The organism is Mixta theicola (genome assembly GCF_002895925.1).
Classification (GTDB): domain Bacteria; phylum Pseudomonadota; class Gammaproteobacteria; order Enterobacterales; family Enterobacteriaceae; genus Mixta; species Mixta theicola.
The window spans coordinates 1-1833 of sequence record NZ_NWUO01000039.1 but is presented as its reverse complement, the minus strand read 5'-3'; the positions used below and the strand labels follow the sequence as shown (position 1 = coordinate 1833).

Below are 1833 nucleotides of genomic sequence, written 5' to 3'. Positions count from 1 at the left end.
GCAACTATAAAAGCCTGGCGAGAACCATGATTTCCCATATGCAGTATGGCAACGGCGCTGTTTTCAGCCATCCGCTGCTGGACCAGGCGATGGCGGAGCATAGCTCTATGCAAAACTCTCTTAATGCCGTTTTAAGAACGTTTCAAAAATACATTGACTGGAGCCGACAAGCTTTACCTGAGACAGCACTTCAAGTTTTAACCGATTCGATAATGAAATCTCTTCTGCCCAGATTCGACAAATTTACAGACCGGTTTAATGGTTTAGGAATTACGGTACATGATACCTGGGCAACCCATATTACATTAGAAAGCTTACTGGTTAAAAATGGCACTTTTACCGCAGTGATAAAATACCATATTCAGGATCACTTTGGTCTGGACACAGAGGATATAACTAATGATTTTTATCGCCAGTTTCGTATTTTCAGGATATGGTTCTATCTTCAGCACATAAACAATCATGCTTTCAAGCCTTTCATTAGCGAAATAGTTTTAACAAAAAAAATCAGCGTGGGTCGTTATGATAAAATATAAACGTTCACTCATTATATTAGCAGCGATCCTGCTATTTATATTATATCGGGCAGTATTACCTGTAGAAATTATTGGAGTGCATAAGCCAGGCAAAACTTTAGCAGTTGTGGTTGTGAAAAATTTTCCACTGTCAAGAAGCGGTAAAATATCCTGGTGGAAAAGACATCAACGTCAACTGCAGAAAAAACACCCGTTTATTAACTCACCCGAGAATCACATTATTCTTTTTTTGCAGGATGAGTATAAGAAAGACTCCGGCACCGACCAGGATAGCGATTTGCTTTGCTTTGATGATATGCCCACCGAGGTTAACTGTATCTCCAAAGTAAACCGCCCACTGCTGATATGGCACTACCCGGACGGGCATACCGAGTATGTAACCGAAAACTTTTTTCAGCGCTTCCTTCAATATTTTTAATGAGCATAAAAATAAGAGAGCTGCCGGACGCAGTTCGCCGTGGTTAATCAACGTAACAGGAGTTAAGGATGAGCATCGATCTTTTTTTAAAAATCGACGGTATAGAGGGAGAAGCAAAGGACGCCAACCATAAAGGGTGGATTACGCTCTCCGGTTTTAACTGGGGAGCCAGTCAGCCGGGCAATATGCAAACGGGCGGAGGGGGCGGCGCAGGCAAAGTGACCTGGCGCGATCTGACGGCGAATGCGCTAATTGATCGCGCCACGCCAGCGATTATGCGCTGCCTTTCCAGCGGCAAGCATATTAATAAAGTTGAGCTTTCGGCCTGTAAGGCGGGCGATCCGCAAATTGAATATATGCGGATTACCCTGGAAGAAGTGCTGTTAACCAGCCTTACCTACAACGGCACCAGCGCCGGTGAACGGGTTAACATGACCTATAATTTTCAGGCGGCCAGAGTGCGTCAGCAATACTGGGAACAAACGGAAAAAGGCGGCAGGGGCGCCGAAATAGCCGCCGGCTGGAACATCAAAGAAAATAAAGAACTGTAGCGTTAACTTACCTGCCGCTGCCTCACTGCGGCGGCTTGCTCAGTACATCCGTTTAGCGGTGCGTATAACGAGGTATAAATCGATCCGCAAGGGAAAAGTATTATTGCTGACCGAAGAGAAATAATTAACCCACCTAAGCCCGTTGGCTTTCGTTGATGATTAAAAGGAAATCAGGGATGACAGAAGAAAACCGGTTATCGCCACCTATAAAACTGCCCTGCCTGCTTTTCGCCACGCAGCATACAATGGATGATTACTGCGCGCCCGATATGCTGTATGGCGATCTTTCCGCTGAGGTGCTGCGCCAGCAGTATCATCTGCGCGATGT

The 1833-nt window shown here is 45.4% G+C and carries 4 protein-coding genes; all 4 read left to right on the top strand.

Annotation, left to right across the window (positions count from 1 at the left end):
* Window positions 1–536 (top strand): DUF3289 family protein (locus COO59_RS20420; RefSeq protein ID WP_133158628.1); only part of this gene is annotated, 536 nt, incomplete at its 5' end.
* Window positions 523–954, top strand: coding sequence for a DUF943 family protein (locus COO59_RS20415; RefSeq protein ID WP_103061461.1), 432 nt, complete (start codon window positions 523–525; stop codon window positions 952–954). The genes COO59_RS20420 and COO59_RS20415, both read left to right, overlap by 14 nt.
* Before the next feature lie 68 nt (window positions 955–1022).
* Window positions 1023–1505: an Hcp family type VI secretion system effector gene (locus COO59_RS20410; RefSeq protein WP_103061460.1), complete on the top strand. Its 483-nt coding sequence runs from the start codon at window positions 1023–1025 to the stop codon at window positions 1503–1505.
* 155 nt (window positions 1506–1660) lie between these two features.
* The coding region (locus COO59_RS21540) for a DUF3289 family protein (RefSeq protein ID WP_121494958.1) at window positions 1661–1833 on the top strand (173 nt) is incomplete at its 3' end.

Excerpts from the sequence above, each read along its gene's own strand:
- COO59_RS20415 (WP_103061461.1), top strand. The coding sequence starts at position 523 with ATGATAAAATATAAACGTTCACTCATTATATTAGCAGCGATCCTGCTA.
- COO59_RS20410 (WP_103061460.1), top strand. The coding sequence starts at position 1,023 with ATGAGCATCGATCTTTTTTTAAAAATCGACGGTATAGAGGGAGAAGCA.